Origin of the sequence: uncultured Roseibium sp., from assembly GCF_947494555.1 — a bacterium.
GTDB lineage: Bacteria > Pseudomonadota > Alphaproteobacteria > Rhizobiales > Stappiaceae > Roseibium.
In genome coordinates, this window is the sequence record NZ_CANLVF010000001.1 from 729,017 (window position 1) to 754,372 (window position 25,356).

Genomic DNA, 25,356 nt, shown 5'->3' on the forward strand with positions numbered 1-25,356 from the left:
GCCGCGCCATCGCAGCCTATTTTATGAGGGTATGACCTAAGGCTTACGGCTGCACCATTGCGTTCAGCCACGCGCGGATGAATGTCCGTCGCTTGAGCTGGTCGAGATAGACCAGCAGTCCCGGACCCAAACGGATCGGACGAAAGGCAGCTTCTCTTTGCAGGACACCCGGATCGATCGAAGGCAGCCCGGTCAGGTCTTCGATACGCTCGCGGTTTTCCTCAGACACCAGGAAATCAACAAATTGTCCGGCAAGGTCCGGGTCACGGGCTGTATTCGGGATCAGCACTGTGCGCAGCATCACTGTGGTGAAGTCGTTGAACTGCAGGACATCGAGATCCGGATTGTCGTCCAGATGCGCTGCCGCGTAGCTTCCTAGCACATTATAGGCCAGCGCCAGCTTGCCGTCTGTCACGTCGCGGATCATATGGCTGGAGCAGCAATATAGTTGCGCGTCGAGCCTGCCCATGACTTCGGCCATGCGCCAAAGAGATTCCGATTGGCGTGAGTCCTGCGTCGCAAAAAGATACCCGGCGCCACTTTCGCGGATGTCATACGTCCCGACGCGCCCGGCGAAGCGATCGGGGTTTTCGCGCAGTAGCGCGATGAGTTCGTCTCGATTGGTTGGTTGGGGAAGGCCTTCAAAGGCTGCTTTCGAATAGACCAGAACTGCCGGTTCCTGGGTGAAGGCGAACAGACGGTCGCGCCATTTCGCCCAATCCGGCAGCGTCCCTGTTTCTGCTGAATCATGTCGGCGCGCATAGCCGTCGTTGACGAGTTTTGTCTGCAGATCCATGGCCGAGGAGATCGCGATGTCGAATTGCGCATTTTCTTCATAGAGCGCTTTCATCAGCTCGCTACTGGATGCGGTGATGTAACGAACTTCAACGCCTGGATATTTCTGCTGATAAGCTTCGACAAGCGGTGCAAATATATTGAGGTCCGCCGTCGACAGGATGTTCAACGTTGCCGTCGGGTTGTCCACCTCGAACTGGCGCTCTTCTTCTGCTTCGAAACCATTGGCCGGAGCCAGGAGCAATAGAACGCAGAAAATCAGGCCGAGGGCAGTGTAATGGACGCGCATGTGCCTTTACTCTCCGGATTGTCTGTGAGGGCCAGCGACCCGCCATGGGCACGCACGACCTCGTCCACGATGGTCAACCCAAGGCCCGACCCGATGACATCGCGAACATTGTCACCGCGTCCGAAACGCTCGGTCAGGTGACTGCGGTCACCGTCGCCAAGCCCTCTGCCTTCGTCAAGCACATCCACTCGCACGGTGGAGGCGGCCTCCGAGATCTCCACTTTGATCCGGCTGTCTTCCGGCGAGTACTTGACGGCGTTGTCCAACAGGTTGCGCAGTGCATTCTGCAGCAGGATCGGGTCTCCCTCGACAGCGCTCGTCGTGTCCGATCCTGAACAGCTGATCCTGATGTCCTTCAGATCAGCGGTCGGACTGATGGACCGGATCACATCCTGTGCGAGATCCTTCATGTTGAGCCGTTCCTTTTCCAGGTTGTCCGAACGGAGCGCGACCATGGCATGATCAAGCAGCTGTCCCGCAGAGCGCGAACTTTCGTCCGCGGCCCGGATCACTTCGCGCAGGATCTGCTTGTTTTCCGGCTTGCGCACACTGCGCATGGCGATTTCCGACTGGGTTCTGACCGTTGCGAGCGGCGTACGCACGTGATGTGCGGCTTCGGCGATGAAGTCTTCGGTTCGTGCGAGCGATGCACTGAGCCGTCCCATGAATGTGTTGAGCGATTGCAGCAACGGAACGAGCTCCGTCGGCGCCGAGGTCTCTACCGGACTGAGATCCTGAGGTCCCCGTCTTTCCACGGATTTTGCAAGCCGATTGAGCGGACGCATGGCATTGTTGGTGGCAAACCAGCTCAGTGCACCGGACAACAGGAAGAACCCAACACCGGCCGCCGCGGCCGCAATGGAGATCTGCAGAGACACCGCCGCAAGCCCAAGGCGCGTCTGGGCGACCAGCACGGTGAGGATCACGGTCTCGTCGCCAACAGTCAGCCGCCTCGGCAGGGCTGCAATGCGCACTTCGTCAGCTCTGTAGATCGTGGTCGTGAACACCGGGTTGCCGGTCTCGATCGCGGCGTCCGGTGCGGGCAAATCATCGTAGCCGGTAACCGTCAGGTCATCGGCCGTTACACGGTAAAAGACGCGCTCTTCCGCGATGGAGCCAAGCATCGAGAGCGCCGAATAGGGGACATCGACAAGGATCTGGCCGCGTTCGGCGCGGGCCGCTTCCGAGATAGCGGTCGCGGAGGCGATCAAAATGTTGTCCTGGGTCGTTTCCGCTGCCTGTTGTGCCAGCGCCCTCACGGTGAAATAGAGTGCAACCGACAAAATGGCCGCCACCAGAAGGAGCTGGAGCAAAAGCCTTCTTCGCAGTGACCCACGTGCGCGGACTGCGGTCATAGGGCGGTCATCCGGTAGCCGACGCCGCGCACGGTCTCAATCTTGACGCGTCCACCCTGCAGTTTTTTCCGCACGCGGCCGACATAGACTTCGATCGCGTTTTCCGAGACGTCCTCGTCATAGGAAAAAAGGCGATCGACCAGGTGAGACTTGGAAAAGATCATGTCTGGCGCTGAAAAGAAGACTTCCAGAAGCCGTAGTTCCCGGTTTCTGAGGTCAGATACGTTTCCGGCGACTGCGACCGTTCCAGCAAGCGGATCGAAAACAACATCCTCGAATGTCTTCTGGTTGCGTGCTGCACCCTGACGGCGCCTGAGTACGGCTCGGCACCGGGCTTCAAGTTCCGAGAAATCGAACGGTTTGGTGATGTAGTCGTCGGCGCCGAGGTCAAGCATGCGCACCCGGTCAGAGACCTCGGAGCGTGCTGTCAGGACAATTACCGGCGTATCATTGTCGCCGGTCCTGTGCCGTTCCAGAAAGGTGCGCCCATCACCGTCCGGCAGCATGATATCAAGAAGAATGAGCTCGTATCCCGTGCTTGCCAGACAATCCCCTGCCGTTTCGAGATCAGGTGCGTGATCGACCACGTGCCCATCCAGCCCCATCCGCTCTACAATGGCCTTTGCCAGTTTCTCATTGTCCTCTATCAGCAGGAAGCGCATGTTTTACAGCCGTTAGCCAATGTTTTTGGTGTCATGACAGGTTCCTGTCAGCTTTCCCAATACTTTTGTCGTTTGCAAGGGGCTCGTGAAGCCCCGGCGTGTCAGGGAGGACAATATGACACTTATGAAGATGACCCGCCGGGTCGTGCTGGCGGCGGCTGCCGCTTCTCTTTCATTCGCAACGCCATCCTTCGCAGATGAAGTTGTAGACAGCATCCACTTTCTGATCCCGGGCGGCGCAGGCGGTGGCTGGGACGGAACGGCCCGTGGAACAGGCGAAGCCCTGACCAAATCCGGTCTTGTCGGTTCGGCTTCCTATGAGAACATGTCCGGCGGCGGTGGCGGTAAGGCCATCGGTTACCTGATCGAAAACGCGGACAGCAACCACGGTACGCTCATGGTCAACTCGACCCCGATCGTCATCCGTTCACTGACCGGTGTGTTTCCGCAGAATTTCCGTGACCTGACCCTCGTTGCCGGAACGATCGGCGACTATGCCGCACTCGTTGTTCCGGCCAACGGCGACATCAAGGACCTCAAGGACCTGATCGATGCCTTTAACGCTGATCCGGCCGGTACGGCTATCGGCGGCGGCTCCGTGCCGGGCGGCATGGATCACCTTGTTGCAGCAATGGTCTTCCAGGCGGCTGGTGCTGATCCTGTTGCCATGAAATACGTGCCGTATGACGGTGGCGGCAAGACCATGGCCGGTCTGCTGTCCGGCGAAGTCCAGGCAGTTTCCACCGGCTTCTCCGAAGCCGTTGAGCTGGCGAAGGCCGGTGAAGTCCGCATCATCGGTGTGACCGCTCCGGAGCGCGTGGACGCTTATGCAGATGCACCGACGATGGTGGAGCAGGGCAACGACACGACGTTCGTCAACTGGCGTGGTTTCTTTGCCGCACCGGGCCTTCCGGCGGACAAGCTTACTGCCTATCAGGCCGCAATCGCTCAGATGTACGACACTTCCGAGTGGGAAGAAGTCCGTGCGCGCAACGGCTGGGTGAACATTCACAATCCGGGCGACGATTTCCGCTCCTTCCTGGAGGAGCAGGAGCAGACTATCGGCGATCTGATGAAGCAACTCGGCTTCCTTTAAGCCAACTCTGCTCTGAAGTTAAGAGCACAGATGCGTCCGGGATGTCCCGGACGCATCAAACAATCATAATATCCTTGGGGGGGAACGATGGCGCTCGACCGCTGGCTGGCCCTAGTCATCCTGCTGATCTGTCTGGCCTATGGCTATGCAGCCTATTTCACCATGGACGCGCTTCTGCCGCCGATCATGAAACGCAGTCCAATCTGGCCATCGAGCTTTCCGAAGGTTCTGGTGATCGGAAGTATCTTGTTGTCCTTGAGCATCGTGCTCGGTCTTGAGAAGTCTCCAGAGAAAAAAGACGCCGCGGACATCAATCTGTCTCGGCTGCGCGAATACAAGGTCGGCCAGGCGATCCTGCTCCTCGGTTTGATGGTTGCTTACGCGCTTCTACTGCGGCCGCTCGGTTTCCTTGCCTCGACCTTTCTGTTTCTGACCGTTGGTAGCTATATCCTCGGCGAGCGCCGCTACGGCATAATGATCATTGTCGCGGCAATTGCTGCAGGCACGGTCTGGTATCTGGTGGATGTGGTGCTTGGGATCTTCCTAAGTCCGTTCCCATTGTTCTTGACGGGAGGCTGAGATGCTTGAAGGACTTTTGACCGGCCTCGCAACGGCCTTCACCTTTACCAATATCATGATGGTGGTCGGTGGCTGCCTGATCGGTACCTTTATCGGCATGCTGCCTGGTCTCGGCCCAATGTCTATCATTGCGATCATGATCCCGGTTGCGATCACGATCGGCGATCCGTCAGCTGCGCTTATCCTGCTGGCGGGGGTCTACTACGGTGCCGTATTCGGTGGCTCGACGTCGTCCATCCTGATCAATGCGCCAGGCGTTGCCTCGACGGTGGCCACCTCGTTCGACGGGTATCCGCTGGCGCGCAAAGGCCAGGCCGGAAAGGCTCTGACAGTCGCTGCCATCTCGTCCTTCGCAGGCGGGACAATCGGCGCGATCCTTCTAATGGTGTTCGCGCCTGCGCTGGCATCGGTCGCCCTCCTGTTTCACTCCTCGGAGTATTTTGCACTGATGGTCGTCGGACTGTCCGCCATCGCCGCATTTGCCGGAACAGGGCAGGTCGGCAAGGCGCTACTGATGACATTCCTCGGGCTGATGATGGCAACCGTCGGGGAGGGCGTGCTCTTCAACGCACCCCGCTTCACGATGGGGATAATGGATCTTCAATCCGGCTTTGGCTTCATCACGCTCGCCATGGCGATGTTCGCACTTCCCGAAGCGATTTTCCTCGTCCTCGACCCGAACCGATCCAAGACCGGGGACGGAAGCGACAGCGGCAAGATCAAGAATTTGCGCATCACCAAGGAGGAGGCGCGCAGTATTACGCCCGTAATCGGCCGTCAGTCGCTCCAGGGCTTCTTCATCGGCGTCCTGCCCGGAGCGGGCGCGACCATCGCTTCGTTTCTCGGCTATGCTGTGGAGCGCAACATTGCCTCGAAAGAAGAGCAGGATGAATTCGGCAAAGGTTCCGTTAAAGGGATCGCTGCGCCGGAAAGTGCAAATAATGCTGCTTGCACAGGATCGTTTGTGCCGCTCCTGACGCTCGGCATCCCGGGATCAGGGACCACCGCCATTCTGCTCGGGGCGCTGATTGCTCTCAATGTCAGCCCGGGGCCGCGCCTCATGGTCGATGAGCCGCAGATCTTCTGGGCAGTGATCATTTCCATGTATCTTGGAAACCTGGTGCTGCTGGTCCTGAACCTGCCACTCATCCCCTATATCGCAAAAGTATTGGCTGTTCCGCGTAACTACCTGATTCCCTTCATTTTGTTCTTCACGCTGATGGGTGCCTATATCGGGCAGAACAATGCGACAGAGCTTCTGCTCCTTGTCGGTTTCGGAGTGTGCGCAACACTGTTCCGGTTTGCAGACTACCCGCTTGCACCGCTCCTCATCGGGTTCATTCTCGGACCGCTGCTTGAGAACAACTTTTCCCGGGCTATGCAGCTTTACGACGGCGTCGGTTTCGTTTGGGAGCGTCCGATGACGCTCGGATTGTTGATCCTTGCGGTTGTTCTGGTGGTGTTGCCGGGCTATCGGGCGCGCCGCGCACGGCTTCGCGCTGAAGGTGTCGCTGACGGCGACTAAGACGGAAATCAAAAGGGGCGAGTGAGGTGTCAAAACCGCTTGCAGGTATCCGGGTCCTCGACCTGACGAATGTTCTCGCTGGCCCCTTTTGCTGTCATCACCTCGCGCATCTTGGCGCGGAAGTGATCAAGGTCGAGGCGGCAGGCCGCGGCGATCTTGCCCGTAAGCTCGGCGCTGACGCGGAGCTCAACGAGAAAGGTATGGGCGTTTCTTTTCTTGCGCAAAATGCCGGCAAGAAATCCGTCACGGTCAATCTCAAGCATCCCAAGGGCAAAGAGCTTTTTTTCAAGCTCGTGAAGACGGCAGACGTGCTGGTGGAGAACTTCCGGCCCGGTGTCATGGACCGGCTTGGTGTTGGCTATGATGCGCTCAAGAACGAGCACCCGGAGTTGATCTATTGCGCGATCTCGGGCTTCGGACAGGACGGCCCCTGGGTGCACAGGCCTGCCTACGACCAGATTATCCAGGGAGCATCGGGGGTCATGTCGATCACCGGCGACAGTGACAGCGCTCCCTTGAGGGTCGGCTATCCGGTGGCCGATACCGTTGGAGGCATAACGGCGGCGTTCGCCGTCGCATCCGCGCTCAATGCCTCGCCAAGAGGCAGCTTCATCGATGTCTCCATGCTGGAATCGGTTCTTGCCACGATGGGTTGGGTGGTATCGAACTACCTCAACGCCGGTGTTGAACCAGCCGCCAACGGCAACGAAAATGTCACTTCGGCACCCTCTGGCGCTTTTGAAGCGGCCAAAGGCCTGCTCAATATCGCGGCCAACAAGGATGAGCAGTGGGTCCTGCTGACGGATCATCTGGGCTTGAGCGCCTTGCGCGAGCGTCCGGAATACGCAACGCGCGAAGACCGGAAACAGAATCGTTTGGCGCTTAAAGCGGAGCTCGAAACCGTGTTGAAGACCCGTCCGGCCCGGGATTGGGCCAAGGAACTCAACCGCCTCGGCGTGCCTTCCGGCGCCGTGTTGACGGTGCCGGAAGTGCTGGATATGCCGCAGGTTGCCGATCGTGGCTTTTTGAAAACCTACCAGGAGGTTCCAGGCGTCGGCCGGGACATTTCCGTCACAACGACCGGGATCAAACTGGACGGGAATGCGCCTAGCGTCGACAGTCCGCCACCCCTTCTTGGCGAGCACAATGACGAGATCTGGACCGATCTCGGCGTTAGCGAGCAGGAGCTGAACGAATTGCGGAACGGCGGTGCGTTATGAGCGGCGAAAAGACTGATGTATCGGATTGGTGGTCGACCGAGATTATCGACATGGCGCCCGGTCAGATCCGCTTCCGTGGGCAGGCCATTGAGGACTTGATCGGTTCTGTTTCATTTCCTCAGATGATCTGGCTGATGACGCGCGGTGAATTGCCGTCACAGGAGCAGGCAACGCTTTTGGAATGTGCCCTTGTTGCGGCGGTTGACCATGGCCCCCAGGCCCCCTCCATTGCAGCCGCGCGCATGGCGGTGACCTGCGGGCTCGGCCTCAACGGCGCCATGGCGTCTGCCGTCAATATGCTGGATGATGTCCACGGAGGCGCGGGAGAACAGGCTGTCGAACTTTATGGATGGATCGGCGAGGCCGTCAGCAATGGCGTCGAAAATGAAGAAGCCGCTGCACAGATGATCGACCGCTGGCAGAAGACCCGCACTGCCTTTGTGCCGGGATTTGGCCATCGGTTTCACAAGCCGGAGGATCCGCGCGCTCCCCGGCTGCTGGGACTTGTCGATGAGGCGGCCCTGGCAGGCACGGTGAGCGGACGGTTTGCAAAGATAGGCCGTGCCGTCCAGCATGTCCTCAATACCCGCAAGGGGAAGCCGGTCCCGATGAACATCGACGGCGCAACGGCTGTCATTTACGCCGAACTCGGGTTTGCCGGTCCATTGGCGCGGGGTCTGTTCTGCCTTTCCAGATCAGTCGGCGTGATCGCGCATGCCTGGGAACAGATGCAGCAGGGCGGGCGCAACAAGGGGCCAACACCGCCGTCTTATCGTTGGACTTACACCGGGCCCAATCCAATAGAAGACAAGCGATAGCGGCATATTTCAAAATGCGATTGCGTGAGCTAGGTGCGATCCGCTGTTTGCCCGTCGCGGTAGCTCAACTTCTATTGCGTTTGCTCGCTTTCGGGGCCGGACCAAGCGTGTTTCTGCGGCATATCGTTGTCGGCAACTCTACGCTTTGTGGCGTTTTGCCGTTGATTGCGCTCATCAGGGCCTGCGCCGCAAATTGGCCCATTCGCCGATGCGGAACGTGAACCGTGGTGAGCGGGACGTTTGCAACGCTCGCCAGTTCAATATCGTCAAAACCGGTGATGGATACATCGTCCGGGATGCTCATGTTCAGTGCCGATGCTGCCCTAACTGCACCGACCGCAAGAACGTCGTTGCCGCACATGACGGCGGTCGGCCGGTCCTCACGGGACATCAGGCTGCGAAAGGCTACGTCGCCCTTGTTGATCGAATATTGTGTTTCCTGAACGATCAGATCAGAAGGGTCCAGCCCTGCTGCTTCCATTGCGTCGCGAATGCCATGTACACGATCCCGGGCGCGGTCATTCGCAATGGTGTCCGCGGTAATGCATCCGATTTTGGTGTGTCCGTTTTTGAGTACCAGTTCGGCCAGTGAGCGCATTGCGCGTCTGTTGTTGAAGCCGACTGAAAGATGTTTCTCAGCGGGATCGGAGGCCCATGTCAGGACCGCCGGAATCTTGCGTTTTTCAAGATATTCATAAATCTTTGGGTCACGCTGATACCCAATCAGCAGCAATGCATCCGCACCGCGCACCGTTAGTGTCTTGATCTGCTCTTCTTCCAGATCCTGGCGGTAAGATGAGCTGGCGACCAGCAAGGTGCAGCCGTTTTCCTGAAGTTCTTCCTGAAAGGCCTGTATGCCGCGCGCGAAAATGGCGTTTTCCATTGTCGGAATGATCGCGCCGATTGTGTTCGTGCGTCCGGCAGCAAGGGCGCGTGCGCTGTAATTGGGTGAATATCCGAGGCGATCGACAGTCTCCATCACGATATTCAGCGTCTTCTTCGTGACCCTGTCGGGGGTATTGAGACACCTGGAAACCGTTGCGGTCGACACGCCCGCTGCAGCCGCCACGTCGGCAAGCGTCGGAATTTCTCCCAGCGTTGAACTTGTGAATTCTTCCATTAATCCAATCGGGTAATTTTCCGAGGCTCGAGTCAAGGCATGGAAATGCATTAAAGCCATTTTCCTTTCCGGAGAACAGTTTTTCTGCTTGCAATGAAAAATGTAAGCGCTTACATTTTTACTGGCCGGGATAATCGATCGTTGGGAGGTGATCATGCTTTTGGCTCTTGCGGCCGTTTTGTTTGCCGCTTTTGTGATCAATGTTTCGATCGGTTCAATGGGTGGAACGCCGTTGCTGGGCAACGTCGGCGAGATGCTTTTGCTGCTTGCCGTATCCATTGCGTTCACCGCATCAGTCCTGAAGAGAGAAGCAAAAAAGCGAACCGGCGACTAACTGGACCTTTTGGGATTTTGGGAGGAAATCATGAAGAAGACCGAAGACCTCGCTTCGCGCGAGCGCCGTAATTTTTTGAAGCTTGCCAGTGCCGGCGGCTTTACCGCTGCAGTTGTCGCAGGCGCTGCCGGTGTTTTGTGGTCGGACGAAGCCGTCGCGCAAACCGCACAGGAAGAGCGTTCCCGCGAACAGGCTGCCGACCACATCATGACGCTTGCGACCGCGTATGTGCTCGGCGCATCGCGCAGCTATCCGATCATGCAGCTTGACCTGAAAGAAAACATTCAAAATGCCACGAACGGCAAGGTGTATGTCAAACTTGCACCGGGCGGACAGCTTGGTGCAGGCGGCGCACTGGCGCAGGCAGTTCAGGGCGGTACCATTCAGGCAGCCCAGCATTCGCTTTCGAATTTTGCTCCGTTTGCATCCGCTGTCGACCTGATCAACATGCCGTATTTCTGCGGTTCCAACCAGCGCTTCACCAACCTTGTGACGTCGGAAGCATGGAAGAAGGAAGTGCATCCGAAAGTGGAAGCGTCCGGCTTCAAGGCTCTCTTTTACGTCGTGATCGATCCGCGTGTGGTTGCGGTGCGCAAAGGCGGCAACAAGGTGATCACGCCGGGAGATCTGTCCGGTGTCAAGTTCCGCGTTCCCGGGTCCGCCATGCTGCAGCAGTACTACCGCATGGTGGGCGCAAATCCGACGCCAGTCGCCTGGGGCGAGACGCCTTCAGCAATCAAGCAGGGTGTGGCGGATGCACTCGATCCGTCCGTTGGCGCTCTTTACGTCTTCGGCTTCAAGGATATCCTGAGCAATGTCACGTTTACTCAGGCCGTTCCCGACAGCCAGGTCTATTCGATGAACCTGGAATGGTTTAACTCGCTGCCTGCAGACGTACAGGAAGGCATTGAATTTGCCGGTGAAATCACGGCGCAGCAAAACCTTGCCAAGGTTCCGGCTGCCCGGGCCTATGCCATGTCGGAGCTGGTGAAGTCCGGTGTCGAGTTCCACTCTCTGACCGACGATCAGCTGGCTGAATGGAAAGATGCCGGCGGATACCAGCGTGAGGAATGGGACAAGTTCAAGGTTGAACTGGCCGGCTCAATGGACGCCTTCGGACGTCTCGAAGACGCTGCCAATACAATGGGCCGCTACTACGTCCACGACGCGTAAGAACCGTTCCGGCCGGCCGGCGCTGAATGGTGCCGGCCGGATACCATCCTTGCATCCATACGCGCGACCGCCGCGTCAGACACCTGTCTGACGGGAACGGCAGAGGAGTGCCCATGTCGAATGTCATCAAAGTCTTGGACCGAAACGGCGAACGCTGGCTTCTCCTGGTCTTCTACGTCATGCTTGTCCTGACCATGTTTGTTGAAGTGGTCCGGCGCGAGGTCTTCGCGTATTCCTCCATCTGGGGCGAGGAAATCGTTCGCTATTCCTTCATCTATCTCGCCTGGATCGGCGCCGCCGCAGCGGTGAAGGAACGCGGTCACATCCGCATCGATGTGATCATGCAGTATGTCGGACCGCGGGTGAAAGCCGTGCTCTACATTTTCGGCGACCTCGTCATGGCCTTCGTTGCGGTCATCGCCTTTTACTGGTCGTTGGAAACAGTGTTGGTCTCGGCCAAGTTCGGATCCGTCACGCACGGTCTCAGAATCTCGCAAGTCTGGTTCCTGTCTGCCGTTCCATTCGGTTTCGCCCTGGTCCTCTTCCGCCTGGCCCAGTCCTTCGTACGCGATCTGCGCGACTTTCGTGACGGACGTCCCGTCTACGAAGGCGACAAACTGTTCGACTGAGGGAGGCGACAATGCTTTGGAACCAACTTCAGCAGCAGACCGTCGAACTTGGCTGGGATTTTTACGGTCCGGTTCTGATTTTCGTCCTTCTCGTGGCGCTCGCGGTCCCGGTCTGGGCCGCCATCGGTGCCGCTGCAATTGCAATGTTGATGATCTCCGGCGCCCTGCCGTTGTCGCTTGTCGGTGAAAGCCTCTTTCACGGCATCGATCACTTTGCGCTGACAGCGGTCCCGCTCTTCATCCTGACCGGCGACGTTCTCGTTCGCACAGGTCTTAGCCGCAAGTTTCTTGATGTTGCAGAAGCCCTGACATGCTGGGCGAAAGGCGGCTTCGGTTCCGCCACCGTTCTTGTCTGCGGCATGTTTTCCGCGATTTCCGGCTCCGATGCTGCCGGTGCGGCAGCTGTCGGGCGTATGACGATCGAAAGGCTTGTCGAAAGCGGTTATCCGCGTCCGTACGCCTGCGCCCTTGTTGCCGCAGGCGCCTGTACCGGCATCCTGATCCCGCCTTCGATCGCCTACATCATTATCGGGCTCGTGCTGGGGATTTCGGCATCGACGCTGTTTCTTGCCGCGCTCATCCCCGGCATTGCGATCCTTGTTTCGATTCTCGTGACCAATATCGTCATGAACCGGATCTACACCTACGAGGGTGGCGGGCTCATGACCTTCGGCGAATGGGCGGCAAACCTCGGCAAGGCGCTCAAGTCCGGTTGGTACGCCTTCATCGTGCCGGGCGTCATTTTCTACGGGATCTTCTCCGGACGCCTGACACCCACCGAGGCCGGAGCCGTGGCGGTGATGATCACGATTGGCATGGGCTTTCTGCTCGGAACCCTGAAGCTCTCGGATTTCCCGGCAATGCTCGTGAGTTCAGCAAAGGTGAATGGCGTGATTGTACCGATCATCGCCTTTTCGCTGCCGCTTGCCCAGGCGCTTGCAATTCTCGGCGTGCCACAAGGCTTCGTCTATGCGCTGACTTCGCTGACCAACGAACCGGCGATCCTGATCCTGATGATGATCCTGATCCTCATCGCAGCGGGTTGCGTCATGGAGACAACACCGAACATCGTGATCCTGGCTCCGATCCTAAAGCCGCTTGCCGATAATATCGGCATGAACGAAATCCAGTTCTGTATCATGATGATCACTGCACTTGGTGTCGGATTTATTACTCCACCGCTCGGCCTGAACCTTTTCGTCGTGTCCGGTCTGACCGGGGAGTCAATATTGAAGATTGCCGCGCGTGCCGTACCCTTTGTGTTCTTCATGCTGCTCGTGACACTGTTGATTGCCTACGTTCCGGCAATCTCCACCACGCTGCTTCCAGACATTTACAAGTAGGCCCGACATGACTGTTGAGTATCTGAAAAAAGCGGTTCGAACCTCGAAGACCGACGCGTCCGAGACGACGAAAATCGTGCAGGATATCCTGGATACGATCGAAGCCGGTGGGGACGCGGCTGCTCTCGAATACGCAGCCAAATTCGACAAGTATGACGGGGACACCCTTCTGGACGAGGCTGCGATTGAGGCTGCTTCTGCGGCTGTGCCCGAAAAGCTCAAGCGGGACATCGCGTTTGCACACGCCAATGTCAAACGTTTCGCGGAGGCTCAAAAGCAGACCTGTCAGGACATTGAAGTTGAGGTCATTCCGGGGTTGATCGCGGGGCAAAAGAGCATCCCGGTCGAAACTGCGGGATGTTATATCCCCGGAGGACGGTATTCCCACATTGCCAGCGCGATCATGACCGTCACGACCGCAAAGGTTGCCGGGTGCAAGAACATCATTGCGTGTTCTCCGCCGCGCCCGGGCGTCGGTATCAATCCTGCCATCATTCACGCTGCAAAGGTTTGCGGCGCGGACAAAATCCTGGCCATGGGCGGTGTTCAGGGTGTGGCCGCAATGACTTTCGGCCTGTTCGGACTGCCGCGCGCCAATATCCTCGTCGGACCGGGCAATCAGTTTGTTGCAGAAGCCAAACGCATCCTGTTCGGCCGTGTTGGTATCGACATGATCGCCGGCCCGACGGACAGCCTGATCCTGGCTGACGGTACTGCCGACGCGGCCGTCGTTGCGGCTGATCTCGTCGGTCAGGCAGAGCACGGTTACAATTCACCGGTCTGGCTTGTTACGGATTCGAAGCCCTTGGCCGAAAAGGTCATGGGCCTGGTTCCCGAGCTGATTGCAGATCTACCAGAGGTCAACCGCGACAACGCGACGGCTGCATGGCGGGACTATGCGGAGGTCATCTTGTGCGGCACTCGCGAAGAGATGGCCGCAACATCAGACAGCTATGCACCAGAGCACCTGACCGTTCAGGCACAGGATCTCGACTGGTGGCTGAACCGGCTTTCCTGCTACGGGTCCCTTTTTCTTGGCGAGGAAACAACGGTGGCTTTCGGGGACAAGGCGTCGGGGACAAACCATGTGCTGCCGACCTCGGGTGCGGCCAGTTACACCGGCGGCCTGTCGGTCCACAAATACATGAAAATCGTCACATGGCAGCGGGCGACACGCGATGGCGCGAAACCGGTTGCCGAAGCAACAGCTCGGATTTCAAGGCTTGAAGGGATGGAAGGTCATGCCAGAACGGCCGATATCCGGCTCAAGAAGTATTTCCCGGGCGAAAACTTCGATCTGACCGCGGATACAGAGGCTTGATGAAATGTCTGCCTTATTCGACGTCACTGGCAAGGTTGCGTGTGTGACCGGTGCAAGTTCGGGGCTTGGAAGGCGTGCGGCAATGGCGCTGGCGCAAGCCGGTGCGTCCGTTGTCGGCGTTGCGCGGCGGTCCGCAGATCTTGAAGCCTGGCGCCGGGATGCAGGAGGTCAAACGGCTTCCGTAACGGCGGATCTCTCCGATCGAGCGTCCCTGGGGGCGATCGCGGGCAATATCGCAGGGCCATTCGGGCCACCACAGATACTGGTTCATGCTGCGGGCATCAATACGCGGCAAGTCGCGGACGATGTGACACCTGAAGGCTGGGACATAACGCTCAGTCTCAATTTGACAGTTCCGTTTTTTCTGAGCCAGGCCTTCGTTCCGGCCATGCGCGAAAAAGGGTGGGGCCGGATCGTGAATTTCGCTTCCCTCCAGACCACGCGCGCGTTTCCGGGCGGAATTGCGTATGGCGCGTCCAAGGGTGGTATTGGCCAGCTCACGCGGGCAATGGCCGAGGCGTGGTCGAAAGACGGAATAAACGTGAATGCGATCGGTCCGGGTTTCTTTCCAACGGAACTGACTGCGGCCGTATTTGAAGATGACGAGCGTGCGCAGCGGAATGCCGGTCAAACCTGCATCGGACGGAACGGAGAACTGGAAGACATGGACGGACCGCTACTGTTCCTTTGTTCCAATGCCTCTGCCTTTGTGACCGGGCAGGTCCTGATGGTCGACGGAGGCTTTACAGCAAAATGAAAGCGCTGGTTTACACAGGACCTGAAACGCAGTCTTTCAGGGATGTTACCGACCCCGTTCCGGCTGGTGATGAAGTCCTCATCAAGGTGGCCCACACAGGCATATGCGGTTCGGACATGCATGCCTTTCTCGGGCATGACGCGCGCCGCCCAGCGCCGCTCATTCTCGGGCACGAAGTTGCAGGCACTGTCGTTTCAGGCCCATCGGTGGGACGGCGGGTGACCGTCAATCCGCTTGTCAGCTGCGGACTTTGCGAAATGTGCAGGACGGGCAGAGACAATCTTTGCTCCAACCGGCAAATCATTTCGATGCCGCCGCGTGAAGGCGGGTTTGCCGATTATCTTGCCATGACGGAAAAAAACCTGGTCACGGTTCCGGAGCATGTCACTGATGCCCAGGCCGCTTTAGCCGAACCTATTGCCTGTGGCTGGCATGCGGTGCGGCTAGCCAGAGAAGTGCATTTCGGTGAGCCGGCGGAAGCAAAGTCTCTGGTCATCGGGGGTGGTGCGATCGGCCTCGGAGCTGCGCTTTGTCTCAAGGCGCAGGGCATCCGGCATGTGAGGCTCGTGGAACCGAATGCCGAGCGGTCAACTTTCCTGCAAACGTCCTGCGGGATCGAGGTTCTGACACCGGACGAGGCGGAAGGAAGCGGGCATTACGACATCGTTGTCGACGGTGTCGGCTTTGCCGCGACGCGCGCTGCCGCGTCTGCGCGTGTCAAGCCTGGGGGCGTCATCGCGCACATCGGATTGGGCTCCGCGGAAGGCGGGCTGGATGTCCGCCGGTTCACGCTTCAGGAAATCACTTTCATCGGCACGTACACCTATACGGCTGAAGACTTCCGCGAAACAGCCAAAGCCATGTTCGATGGCCGGCTCGGATCGCTCGACTGGGTCGAGGCAAGACCTCTGTCGGAGGGGCTGAAAGCCTTCAACGATCTGCGGGCCGGTCGGGTCGCGGTCCCCAAAATTCTACTTACGCCAGACACCTAAGGAGACATTCATGTCTGAAATTCCCCACCTGCTTGTCCACGAACATGCCGACAATGTCGGGGTGGTTGTCGTGGAGGGCCTGACTGCGGGCACGGATATGTTGTGCTGTGTAACGCATGACAACTCCACCTTCAGGCTTACAGCGGGCGCGGATGTGCCGATCGGGCACAAGATCGCGCTCAAGGATCTGAACAATGGCGACACAGCCATCAAATACGGCGAGGATATCGGCAAGATCATTGCCGACATTGCGAAGGGCGGCCATGTCCATACCCACAACTGCAAAACAAAACGCTGGTAAGGAGCCGTGCCAATGTCTTCCAAATATTCCAACATCACGGTCAAGGCTTTCCGGCGGGAGAATGGCCGGGTCGGCGTGCGCAACCACGTGGTCATCCTTCCTGTCGACGACATTTCGAACGCTGCCTGTGAAGCGGTTGCCAACAACGTCAAGGGAACGATGGCGATCCCGCATGCTTATGGCCGCCTTCAATTCGGAGAGGACCTGGAACTGCATTTCCGCACCATGATCGGGACCGGCGCGAACCCCAATGTCGCCGCTGTGGTCGTGATCGGCATTGAACCCGGCTGGACGAAGCGTATTGCAGACGGGATCCGCGAAACCGGTAAACCGGTTGCGGAATTTTCGATCGAACAGAACGGAGACTTCGAGACCATTCGCGCTGCGTCCTGGAAAGCGAAGGAATTCGTGCACTGGTCAACCGAGCTGCAGCGTGAGGAGTGTTCCATCTCCGATATCTGGGTTTCGACCAAATGCGGGGAGAGCGACACCACAACCGGTCTCGGGTCCTGCCCGACCGTCGGCAACATGTACGACAAGCTGTTGCCTGAAGGCATAACAGGCTTTTTCGGAGAAACCTCCGAAATTACCGGAGCCGAGCACATCTGCCAGAAACGCGCTATCAACGAAGAAGTTGGCGAGCGCTGGTACAAGATGTGGAAGGCCTATCAGGACGACGTCATTTTCGCGCACCAGACCGACGATCTGTCCGACAGTCAGCCGACCAAGGGCAATATCGAAGGCGGCCTTACGACCATCGAGGAAAAAGCGCTCGGCAATCTGGAAAAGATCGGACGCACGTCGCAATACATCGACATTCTCGAGCCGGCAGAAGCGCCCAAGTCCGGTAAGGGTCTCTACTTCATGGACTCCTCTTCAGCCGCGGCCGAGTGCGTAACGCTGATGGCGGCCGGTGGTGCGGTCATCCATACGTTTCCGACCGGGCAAGGCAATGTCGTCGGCAACCCGATTGTGCCGGTCATCAAGATCACGGCAAATCCGCGTACGGTTCGCACGATGAGCGAGCATGTCGATGTAGACGTCTCCGGCATCCTCAGGCGGGAAATGACCATTGACGAGGCTGGTGATGAGCTGATCGACATGATCCGCAGAACGGCGAATGGCCGCAACACAGCAGCCGAGGCTCTGGGGCACCGCGAGTTCTCCATGACCAAGCTCTATCGAAGCGCCTGATGCCTTCTACGGATGGCTGACGCGTCAGCCATCCGGAAACCAAGGATAACTCCATGGATTCGACCAAGTGCCTGAGCCTGGAAGAGGCCACGAGCCTGATCCGCTCTGCCTTTCTCGCCGTTGGCGTACCTGGGGCAAGTGCACAGTCGGTCGCCGAGGCTCTTGTTTGGGCTGAAGCGGAAGGGCAGGTGGGACACGGCTTCTCCCGGGTCGAAGACTACGCCGCTCAGGTGCGCAGTGGAAAAATTCAGGCAGAGGCCATTGTCGAGATCCGCGCGACCGGCACGGCGAGTCTTCTCGCGGATGCCGGAAACGGCTTCGCGTATCCCGCCCTTGAACAGATCATTGAACGAGGCGCGGAGCTTGCCCAACGCCACGGATGCGCAACAATGGGTGTCATGCGATCCCACCACTGTGGTGCCCTGTCCGTGCAGGTGGAAAAACTGGCGCGGAAGGGGTGCGTCGCGCTGATGGTGGCAAATACGCCGGCGGCAATAGCGCCTTACGGCGCAAAAAAAGCCGTCTTCGGAACCAATCCAATCGCATTTGCCGCACCTCGTGCCGGCATGGACCCGCTCGTCGTCGATCTGTCATTGTCTAAAGTTGCACGCGGCAAGGTGATGAGCGCGCGCAAGGCGGGCAAGCCTATACCGGAAGGGTGGGCACTTGACGGCGATGGCGACCCGACAACCGATCCTGAAAGAGCGCTTCAAGGCACCATGCTTCCCATCGGCGAGGCAAAGGGAACGGCCCTGGCGCTACTGGTCGAGATCCTTGCGTCGGTCATGACAGGCGCTAGCTACAGCCAGGAAGCCTCTTCGTTTTTCAAAAGCGACGGTCCGCCACCGGGTGTCGGGCAATTTCTTATTGCCATGAAACCGATGGATGAGCATTTCGGATCACGACTTGAAGGCCTTCTTTCGCTGATCACATCGCAGGAAGGTGCAAGGCTTCTGGGCGAACGCCGCGCTGCGGCCATTCGAAACGCGCAGACGAACGGCATTGATGTACCGGTTCGTTTCCTTGATGCGCTCGAAAGGATTGCGGCCGCTGAAACCTAAGACGCTGCGTCTGAATAATTCATGGAAACGGGGAGTTCCGACAAGATGTACAAGCACATTCTTATTCCGGTCGCGCTTGACCATGAAACGCTTGTTGCGCGCAAACTCCAGCTCGCGCGGCATCTCCTGGCACCGGGTGGCGAGATTACACTTCTGACGGTTCTGGAGAATATTCCGGGGTTCGTTTCCGAATTTGTCGATTTGAAAATCGACAATCACCTGACGCAGAAAGTGACCGACAAATTGCAGGCAGCGGTAGAAGGGGATCCGCAAATCAGCTGCAAGGTCGTCACCGGTAAACCCGGCGTCCAGATCGCGGCATTCGCCGAGGCGAATGAAACAGATCTCATTCTTGTCGGCTCCCACCATCCTTCGGCACAGGACTATTTCCTTGGGTCGACGGCCTCAAGGGTCGTTCGCAGGGCTGGTTGTTCTGTTTTTGTCGTTCGCGATGGTGTCGACTAGAGCGTTGGTCAAAAGCCCGGGCAAGGCTCCTATACAGTGACGCGTAGTCCGAAATCCCGCTTGACGTGATAGACTGATTTAAGGAAACGCGACGCGTCCGGATTCAAGTCCGCTATACCGAGCTCCAATTCCTCGTTGAGGCGTTTTCCGAGATCAACGATTGCCTGATGCCTTGAACGATCCTCTTGCCAATCCGCAAGAATTTTGTCTCTCCAGAAGCTGTCGATCCATTCGTAGTCGGAGACAAGCCTATGTTCAAAAGCTTCGAGAGCGGTCATGACGCAGCCGAGCCGCGCTCCGAGAATTGCCCAGTCACCGTTTGGAGCGTCCATGCCAACGCTGCACCAGATCCGAAGGCGTTCGTAACTGGCGGCACCGGTATGTTTCAGAATGGCCTTGCCCGTGGGTAAGTTTGGATAGGCCTTGGCGGCAAGTGTCCCGTCAGCAAGGTTCAACTTAACGCCTTCGCGAAAACCGCCGCGAAACGCCTGAAACGGGGTCGCTGTCATGTGCACTTCCGATAGCACATGCTTCACCTGATAGTATGGCGTCGTCCAGCAGAAATCGACGGCCGCCTCCGGCCGGCGTGCATTCTCGTGCGAACGAAGGGTCAGGAGCGTTTCGCGGGGCCAAATCTTGACGCCGCCATTGCCATATTCAAGCGCATTGAGCACGTTGCGAGCACTAAAAGAAAACACCGCACCCCGGTCGCGCGGGGCAATGTCGAAGCGGCCTGAGAAGAAATTCTCGTCGGTTAGTAGATTGTCGGCATCGATCGTAATGACATGTTCGCTGTTGCTGATCTGACCTGCCTTTCGGTGAGCCGCATCAAAGCCCTTGACGCCATGCACACGCATTGCATTTGGCAAAAGTTCCTGAACGCGCGAAAAATGAGCGTCCGCATTCGGCTCGTCGAAGCTCAGGAAAACCGCATCGCACTTTGACAGTTCCAGCATAGCCTCACCAGTTCCGGTTGCTGCCGAGGTGAACGATGGCCTCCGGACACCATTTCTCGATCAGTAGCTCCTTGCGCCGCTCGAAGTAGACGCTCCAATCCAGGTCGGGCAAACGAGCCATATTGGCCACCACGTTTGGCAATGTGTCATAAGCGAACTCAGAATTGTGAAGTGGAACAAGGTCCATCAGATCGACGACAAGCACTGCCAGCATGTTCTGTTCGCTTGCCCCGTCCCGTGCAACCGGTAATAGCGGCTGGATCTCGCTCCATTCGAGGCCGCACAGATTTACGAGCATGATTGATAGAGGGCGCTCCTCGCTAACGATACCTTCGATCACGTGGCTGTCCGACTTGAATGGCCACGCCGCTTCGTCGGGGTCCAGTTTTTCAGTCTTGGGGCCCTCGGTCCAACGCGCGTTTGAAAACAAGCTTTTCATGTCATGTACCTTGCGGCCTGCATGCAGGACCCACGAGCGTCGTCATAACGTCACGCCACGCGGCGGCAACGATCACTGTATCACGTGCTGCGGTCGCGTGTGCCGCTGCACGTCCTCGTTCAGCCCAGGTCGTTGCATCAGTGCCGAGCGCGACCCGGAGGGCTTCGCGCAGGTTATCGGGCTGATAAAGCAAACCGGTGCTTTCCTGCACGACTACGTCGCGCAGACCCGGGGTGTCGGGGCCCAGGACGGCGCGTGCGAGCGTCGCGGCCAGAATGGCCGATCCAGACGTGAGTGAAGCGCGATACGGCAGAACGACAAAATCTGCAGCCGCGTGCAATTTGCCGACCTCTTCCGGCGTTTCAAAGCCGTTCCGATAGATCAAGCGATTGTCTTCAGGAAGTTCGATTGAGAGGTCTTTTTCAGTGTGACCTGCGATTATCAGCCTGTCATCGGCTTTGGCTATGGCGAGAAATGCCTCGATAAGCTCGTTCGGTTGCTTGTAAGGAGCAATCCGGCCCGGACACAAGGCGATCATGCCGGCGTCCGTTAAACCCAAACTCGCCCGAGCGGCCTCGCGCACAAAAAAAGGGTAGGCGCCCGTGTAATTCTGATGAGGTATTACGCGAACTTTTCTACCGGGAAGATTGAGTTCCGCCTTGGCAGCGGCAACAGCAGGGAGCGAATGCAGGTGCAGGATATCGGCGAGCTCCAAGAGACCTTTCTGAAGATCGGCATTTGTGCCGCGTTTGCTTTCATCATGCGGACTCAGATTGTGAATCGTCCAGATGATCTTGCCGCCTGCCGCACGAAAGCAGTCCAATTGGTTGAGGAAGCGCTCAATAAGCCTCGGTTCGGTTTGCCCTTCGTAAACTGCATGCTCCCAGTGCAGGTGGAACAGACGTTGCTTTTCCGGTGAGGCTGCCTGCAAATCGACTGCTTCGTCGATGGTTCCGGGTTCTGCCTCAAACATAGGCTCCAGGGCTTCGTACAGCAGCTTTTGATATGGGTTCGATGCCCTGTAGTCGGGAAAAAACGTTATTGGAATTGGGGTTAGAAAGGCGAAATTGCTCATAGGTCACATTGGCACGTCTGTGCACTCGCGACCAGCAACTATCATGCATGATCACACAGTGCGGGTGAGGGTTGACACGATATCCGGGCTCGCCTCTAATCGACGGGAAGATTTCTGATATTTTTTTCGACAATCAATTCGGGTGAGTGCGGCCATGGCACGTTGGGTCCTTGGAAAAATACTGGCAATGTTGAGCGTGCTCGGCATCCCGCTTAGCAGTGCGGCTGCACAAAACTCCAAGCAGTTCGACACGGCGGCTTCCGCCCGCGCCTATTTGCGCGCAAACCCGGATGGCCCGGAGGCCAATGCCGCCTTTCTCGCGCTAGTCGAGTTCCGGTTGATGCGGGAAAATCCAGGACTGTCGAGAGACGATATTATCAGGACTTTTAACCAGGGTGCTTCAGCGTCCACAACCGGGCGTCAAGCCCAACTACCCGGCCTTTATTGAGAAGATCTATGCAGCAACCGATACGGTTTTTGCTCAAGTCTACAAGCGTCGTTGCCGTTGCAGTAATGGTCCTATTGGGGCCTGCCGAGGCGCAGACGAGCGATGCGCTGGCCAACTCGACATCGCGGGTCGCACTTGTGATCGGGAACTCCGCCTATCGTTCGGTCGCGCCTTTGCCTAATCCTGTTAATGACGCGGAACTCGTGGCCGAGAGATTGTGGGAAGCCGGATTTGAGGTCATCGAGACGATCGACGGCGATCGCGAAAAGATGCTCGCCGACCTTGCCACTTTCCGCAGCCGGTTGCGCGAAGGCAGCGAAGCTTTGTTCTACTACGCCGGGCATGGCGTGCAGATTGGCGGACGCAATTATCTGCTGCCGGTATCTGTCGCGCCCAAGTCGGTTGAAGAACTGATAGAGCAGTCAATCGACGCGCAGCTCTTCGTGGACATCATGTCCAATTCGGGCGCAAAGCTGAACATTGTTCTGCTTGATGCCTGCCGCAACAATCCGTTCGGCGAAATAACCGCAGAAGAAACCGATACCATTGCGTCAAGAGCGATCAGCCTGGGGGCTTCGCGCGAAGAAGTTTCCCGCGGCCTGGAACAATTGTCCGAGTCAAGCCGTGGCGGTCTGGCCGAGATGACGGCGGGTGATACCGAAACGATCATCAGTTTTGCGACCGCGCCGGGGTCCGTGGCATATGATGGTGAAGGTCGGCACAGTCCCTATACACAGGCGATCGCCGACAACATCAGCGAGCCGGGTCTTGAAATTGTCGACCTCTTCCGCCGGATCCGGGGCCACGTAAGAGAAACCACGGCCGGTGAACAGATTACCTGGACGACAAGCACGCTTGAAAGCCGGTTCTATTTCATGCCGGAGATCGACGACCTGCGGGCCGCGACGACCGGCATGTCCATTGCCTCCGACACGCTCGGCGGCCTTCCGCCGCGCCGCGTAATTGATCGGACTTTCTGGCGCTCCATTCGCGAAAGTGACAGGACAGAAGCGTTTGCGTCCTATATCCGGACAATGCCGGGCGGCGCGTTTGTCGAAGATGCCAAGGAACAGTTGCGGCAACTGGGTGGCGATCCCGATGCTATTCTGGTCTCAGATACCACGCTTCCGGAACCGGAGCGCCGGGAGACCGGAGCGCTTGAGGACGGCGTACGTGAGGAGTTCGAGGCCACGCTCAACGCAGCACAGATCACGATACCTATCGGCGTCGGCACGAAACCGTTTGAGAGCGAGCAGGATGAAACAGGCTGGATCTACGTGGAGAGCGCTTCGCGTCTTGGCGTAGTCACTGAAAGTTCCGGTAAGCCTATTCATGGCGGCACGGTGCACTGGCTCGCAAATGACAATGAGTTGTCCTACACGCCGCAGATCGGCTCCAATGGCGGGCGCGACAAATTCCGAAGCGTTGCCTTGCGCGATGAAGGGAATACGTCCCCGATCGAGGCGCAACTGGATGTGTATGTCGACGCCTGCGATATCCTTGCAGGCAATCCCTATGACAGCCAACGCGTAACGGCGGGAACACGGCAATTCATCATTGACCGGAACTTCGACGCCGCGATTGAAGTGTGTGAAATCGCCGTTGCCAACTACCCGGATGTGGAACGGTTCTGGGCGCAGCTCGCCCGCGCCTATCGTTCTGCCGGTGAATACGACAAAGCGATTGAATGGCAGCAGAAGGCCGTTGATGCAGGCTACGCCTCCGCAATGGTATACCTCGGACAAATGCATCTTGACGCACAAGCGGTGCCGCGTGACTTTGCCCGCGCAAAGGAACTGTTTGAAGAAGCCGCGGACCGCGGTGAAACGGCAGCATATACGGCACTGGCGTGGATCTACCGTGCAGGTGTCGGTGTCCCTCAGGACTATGCGCAAGCGCTTGAATTTTATCGCGAAGGCGCGGATCTTGGAAACGATTGGGCGATGACGAATATCGCCGAGTTCTACCAGAAAGGCTTTGGTGTCGAGAAGGATCCGAATGAGGCGGTCAACTGGTATACCGCAGCCGCGAAAAGCGGGGAACTGACCGCGCAAACTCGTCTCGCGCGCATGTATCAGAGAGGCGACGAAATTCCCCAAGATTTTGGCGAAGCCCGGTTCTGGTTCGAGACAGCGGCTGGTCGAGGCGTGCCGAATGCGCTTACGAGACTCGGGATCATGTATGAAGCCGGGCAGGGGGTTGATCAGGACATAGAAGCCGCCGTCCGTCTTTTCACGCGGGCAGCGCGCGAAAGCGATTCCGAAGCGTTTTATCGCCTTGGGCGCGTTTACGCATCACGTCACCCGCTTTTCGACGATCCGGGCCGTGCCGCGACACTTTTCGAGCGGGCTGTCTCAGAAGAAGTCTATGGCGCCGGCCGTGGCCTTGGAAAGCTCTTGTTCGAGGGGCGAGGTGTCCCCAAAGACGTTTCCAGAGCGCGTGATCTTTTTGCGTTGGAAGCTGAAAAGAATCCGTGGGCGGCGCGGGACGCCGGACGCGCCTGGGCGTCTTCAGAAGGCGCTGAACCAAATTTTGAAGAGGCTGCGCGCTGGTTCCGGGTTGCCGCCGAAGGCGGTGTGCCCTGGGCTGCGCTGGATCTGGCCAGGATGAGCGAAGCGGGTCGTGGCGTTCCAAAGGACCGCCTGGCAGCTCTTGTGTGGTACGCAACGGCGCTCGGGCTGAGCGACGATGCAAAACTGGCCGAAACCGTCGGTAAAAGCACGTCGTCCTACAGCCAAAAGGAGCGGGTTGCCGCTGCGCAGACGATTCTTTTGAGGCTGGGCGTCTTGTCAGGCACAGCTGACGGACAGTATGGCCCTGCAACACGCAGGGCCTTGAACGATGCCTTTTCCAGTCGCGGTCTTTCCGCGCCCGGCGACGACATCACGCTCGACGTCCTGTCGACACTTACACAAATGAATTGAGACACAGGCGGGAATCCCATGACCAAAAGCACTGCGGTTCTAATCGTCCTCATGGTTTTCCTGACCGGTTGTGTGAGTACCAATCTTCCTGACGTTTCGATCAATGAAGAGGTCGCGCGTCTTCAGCAACTCGGCTTCAGGCAAGTTACACAGACATCCGACGGAACCCGGATCTTACGTTACAGCGGTCGTGTAACGCGTGCCGTCGAGTGCCGCCGGAGTGCGGGTGGGGAGTTTGCGCCCATTCCGGCAAGGGGACGAAACGCAGAAGGACAGAGCCAGACTGTCAGCCTTGATGCGTACCTGCAGCTATCGCCCGGCGCCGATGGCGTTTTGAGAAACTCCGGCCGCGATGGCATCTACATTCTGACCGTGAAAACGCGTGACGGCCGCCGATCAACGCTTACGGGCACCAAGTTCGGACCGCGTGGACAAGGTTCGTTGCCATCGGGTCTGACTTGCCGGGCAGCCTGACCGGGCTGACC

Annotated in this window: 26 protein-coding genes; 19 read left to right on the forward strand and 7 right to left on the reverse strand. The window is 58.0% G+C overall.

Features of this window, described 5'->3' with window-relative positions:
- Positions 1–43: 43 nt before the first annotated feature.
- From Q0915_RS03245 to Q0915_RS03255, 3 genes are read right to left on the reverse strand one after another with little or no spacing between them, the layout of a single operon-like run.
- The gene (locus Q0915_RS03245) at positions 44–1,084 is read right to left on the reverse strand and encodes an ABC transporter substrate-binding protein (RefSeq protein ID WP_299473191.1); all 1,041 of its coding nucleotides are present in this window, start codon (positions 1,082–1,084) and stop codon (positions 44–46) included.
- Entirely contained in the window at positions 1,054–2,397 is a 1,344-nt protein-coding gene (locus tag Q0915_RS03250; protein WP_299473193.1) for a sensor histidine kinase, read from the reverse strand. The genes Q0915_RS03245 and Q0915_RS03250 overlap by 31 nt, the downstream gene beginning before the upstream one ends.
- Positions 2,398–2,435: 38 nt before the next feature.
- A complete protein-coding gene (locus tag Q0915_RS03255) occupies positions 2,436–3,101 on the reverse strand; it encodes a response regulator transcription factor (protein WP_299473195.1) in 666 nt (221 codons plus the stop codon).
- 115 nt (positions 3,102–3,216) lie between these two features.
- On the opposite strand from Q0915_RS03255, the gene Q0915_RS03260 reads away from it, so the two are divergent.
- From Q0915_RS03260 to Q0915_RS03280, 5 genes are all read left to right on the forward strand, one after another.
- Positions 3,217–4,197 (forward strand): tripartite tricarboxylate transporter substrate-binding protein, encoded by a 981-nt coding sequence (locus tag Q0915_RS03260; RefSeq protein ID WP_299473197.1) that lies wholly within the window; start codon positions 3,217–3,219, stop codon positions 4,195–4,197.
- Positions 4,198–4,284: 87 nt separating this feature from the next.
- Complete coding sequence (locus tag Q0915_RS03265; protein WP_299473199.1) at positions 4,285–4,776, forward strand: tripartite tricarboxylate transporter TctB family protein; 492 nt, start codon at positions 4,285–4,287, stop codon at positions 4,774–4,776.
- A 1-nt stretch (position 4,777) separates the two neighbouring features.
- Entirely contained in the window at positions 4,778–6,301 is a 1,524-nt protein-coding gene (locus Q0915_RS03270; RefSeq protein WP_299473201.1) for a tripartite tricarboxylate transporter permease, read from the forward strand.
- 26 nt (positions 6,302–6,327) lie between these two features.
- Complete coding sequence (locus Q0915_RS03275) at positions 6,328–7,521, forward strand: CoA transferase (protein WP_299473203.1); 1,194 nt, start codon at positions 6,328–6,330, stop codon at positions 7,519–7,521.
- Positions 7,518–8,339 (forward strand): citryl-CoA lyase, encoded by an 822-nt coding sequence (locus Q0915_RS03280; protein ID WP_299473206.1) that lies wholly within the window; start codon positions 7,518–7,520, stop codon positions 8,337–8,339. The genes Q0915_RS03275 and Q0915_RS03280 overlap by 4 nt, the downstream gene beginning before the upstream one ends.
- 64 nt (positions 8,340–8,403) lie before the next feature.
- Here Q0915_RS03280 and Q0915_RS03285 read toward each other — a convergent pair whose 3' ends face one another.
- Positions 8,404–9,459 (reverse strand): LacI family DNA-binding transcriptional regulator, encoded by a 1,056-nt coding sequence (locus Q0915_RS03285; protein ID WP_299473209.1) that lies wholly within the window; start codon positions 9,457–9,459, stop codon positions 8,404–8,406.
- A gap of 154 nt (positions 9,460–9,613) precedes the next feature.
- Between Q0915_RS03285 and Q0915_RS03290 the strand changes: the two genes are divergently transcribed.
- The 11 genes from Q0915_RS03290 to Q0915_RS03340 all read left to right on the forward strand — a co-directional run bounded on the left by Q0915_RS03290 (position 9,614) and on the right by Q0915_RS03340 (position 19,029).
- Positions 9,614–9,793: a hypothetical protein gene (locus Q0915_RS03290; RefSeq protein WP_299473211.1), complete on the forward strand. Its 180-nt coding sequence runs from the start codon at positions 9,614–9,616 to the stop codon at positions 9,791–9,793.
- Between the two features lie 30 nt (positions 9,794–9,823).
- The gene (locus Q0915_RS03295) at positions 9,824–10,966 is read left to right on the forward strand and encodes a TRAP transporter substrate-binding protein (RefSeq protein ID WP_299473213.1); all 1,143 of its coding nucleotides are present in this window, start codon (positions 9,824–9,826) and stop codon (positions 10,964–10,966) included.
- 113 nt (positions 10,967–11,079) lie between these two features.
- A complete protein-coding gene (locus Q0915_RS03300) occupies positions 11,080–11,595 on the forward strand; it encodes a TRAP transporter small permease (protein WP_299473215.1) in 516 nt (171 codons plus the stop codon).
- Positions 11,596–11,606: 11 nt separating this feature from the next.
- Positions 11,607–12,938: a TRAP transporter large permease gene (locus Q0915_RS03305; protein WP_299473217.1), complete on the forward strand. Its 1,332-nt coding sequence runs from the start codon at positions 11,607–11,609 to the stop codon at positions 12,936–12,938.
- Between the two features lie 7 nt (positions 12,939–12,945).
- Positions 12,946–14,259 carry a histidinol dehydrogenase gene (gene hisD, locus Q0915_RS03310; RefSeq protein ID WP_299473219.1) on the forward strand — a complete coding sequence of 438 codons (1,314 nt, stop codon included), beginning with the start codon at positions 12,946–12,948 and terminating at the stop codon, positions 14,257–14,259.
- A gap of 4 nt (positions 14,260–14,263) precedes the next feature.
- Positions 14,264–15,016: an SDR family oxidoreductase gene (locus tag Q0915_RS03315; RefSeq protein ID WP_299473222.1), complete on the forward strand. Its 753-nt coding sequence runs from the start codon at positions 14,264–14,266 to the stop codon at positions 15,014–15,016.
- Positions 15,013–16,008, forward strand: a complete 996-nt coding sequence (locus tag Q0915_RS03320; RefSeq protein ID WP_299473225.1) for an alcohol dehydrogenase catalytic domain-containing protein — start codon at positions 15,013–15,015, stop codon at positions 16,006–16,008. Before Q0915_RS03315 ends, Q0915_RS03320 begins: the two co-directional genes overlap by 4 nt.
- Positions 16,009–16,018: 10 nt before the next feature.
- Entirely contained in the window at positions 16,019–16,309 is a 291-nt protein-coding gene (locus Q0915_RS03325) for a UxaA family hydrolase (protein ID WP_299473228.1), read from the forward strand.
- Between the two features lie 12 nt (positions 16,310–16,321).
- Positions 16,322–17,503, forward strand: coding sequence for a UxaA family hydrolase (locus Q0915_RS03330; protein WP_299473231.1), 1,182 nt, complete (start codon positions 16,322–16,324; stop codon positions 17,501–17,503).
- 53 nt (positions 17,504–17,556) lie between these two features.
- The gene (locus tag Q0915_RS03335) at positions 17,557–18,564 is read left to right on the forward strand and encodes an Ldh family oxidoreductase (protein WP_299473234.1); all 1,008 of its coding nucleotides are present in this window, start codon (positions 17,557–17,559) and stop codon (positions 18,562–18,564) included.
- Positions 18,565–18,609: 45 nt separating this feature from the next.
- The gene (locus tag Q0915_RS03340; RefSeq protein ID WP_299473237.1) at positions 18,610–19,029 is read left to right on the forward strand and encodes a universal stress protein; all 420 of its coding nucleotides are present in this window, start codon (positions 18,610–18,612) and stop codon (positions 19,027–19,029) included.
- A gap of 29 nt (positions 19,030–19,058) precedes the next feature.
- Here the strand turns inward: Q0915_RS03340 and Q0915_RS03345 are convergent, their stop codons facing one another.
- The 3 genes from Q0915_RS03345 to Q0915_RS03355 are packed head-to-tail and all read right to left on the reverse strand — an operon-like array spanning position 19,059 to position 21,397.
- Entirely contained in the window at positions 19,059–19,985 is a 927-nt protein-coding gene (locus Q0915_RS03345) for a hypothetical protein (RefSeq protein ID WP_299473240.1), read from the reverse strand.
- Between the two features lie 4 nt (positions 19,986–19,989).
- Positions 19,990–20,424, reverse strand: coding sequence for a hypothetical protein (locus Q0915_RS03350; RefSeq protein WP_299473243.1), 435 nt, complete (start codon positions 20,422–20,424; stop codon positions 19,990–19,992).
- A 1-nt stretch (position 20,425) separates the two neighbouring features.
- Entirely contained in the window at positions 20,426–21,397 is a 972-nt protein-coding gene (locus Q0915_RS03355) for a glycosyltransferase (protein ID WP_299473246.1), read from the reverse strand.
- Between the two features lie 256 nt (positions 21,398–21,653).
- On the opposite strand from Q0915_RS03355, the gene Q0915_RS03360 reads away from it, so the two are divergent.
- The 3 genes from Q0915_RS03360 to Q0915_RS03370 are packed head-to-tail and all read left to right on the forward strand — an operon-like array spanning position 21,654 to position 25,345.
- Positions 21,654–21,947: a hypothetical protein gene (locus Q0915_RS03360; RefSeq protein WP_299473249.1), complete on the forward strand. Its 294-nt coding sequence runs from the start codon at positions 21,654–21,656 to the stop codon at positions 21,945–21,947.
- Between the two features lie 8 nt (positions 21,948–21,955).
- Complete coding sequence (locus tag Q0915_RS03365) at positions 21,956–24,871, forward strand: caspase family protein (RefSeq protein WP_299473252.1); 2,916 nt, start codon at positions 21,956–21,958, stop codon at positions 24,869–24,871.
- 18 nt (positions 24,872–24,889) lie between these two features.
- Positions 24,890–25,345, forward strand: a complete 456-nt coding sequence (locus tag Q0915_RS03370) for a hypothetical protein (protein WP_299473255.1) — start codon at positions 24,890–24,892, stop codon at positions 25,343–25,345.
- Positions 25,346–25,356: the final 11 nt, after the last annotated feature.